General features: G+C 61.4%; 1 protein-coding gene. It reads left to right on the top strand.

The window, feature by feature from the left end; all coding sequences use genetic code 11:
• Positions 1-2: 2 nt before the first annotated feature.
• On the top strand, positions 3-329 hold a 327-nt coding region (locus SB717_RS34510), incomplete at its 3' end, for an Hsp70 family protein (RefSeq protein ID WP_410907356.1).

Here is a 329-nt window from a genome sequence, read left to right as displayed (position 1 = left end):
CCATCGAGCAGCTTGACGCAAAGGCACTCGCCAGCCTTGAAGACGCTGTTGAACAGCTCAAGCGCCAACTATTCGAAGGGCCTCGGTCACTAAGCTGGGAGCACGCGGGCCGACGCCTTGAGTGGCGGCTGGACAGTGAATTGGCACAGCGCATCTGGGCCCCACTGCTCCTTCGATTGCGCGCCCCTCTGGAACAAGCCCTGCGCGATGCTCGACTGCGCCCACAAGAGCTCGACAACCTGGTGCTGGTGGGAGGTGCCACACGACTGCCCGCCGTTCAAAAAATGGTTGCAGCGCTATTTGGACGCCTGCCTTACCGCCATCTTGAC

The sequence above is a fragment of the Priestia sp. SIMBA_032 genome (genome assembly GCF_046535215.1).
Taxonomy (GTDB): Bacteria; Bacillota; Bacilli; order Bacillales; family Bacillaceae_H; genus Priestia; species Priestia aryabhattai.
Note: the sequence above shows the minus strand (reverse complement) of the source record. Positions and strands in the feature narration are given on the sequence as shown.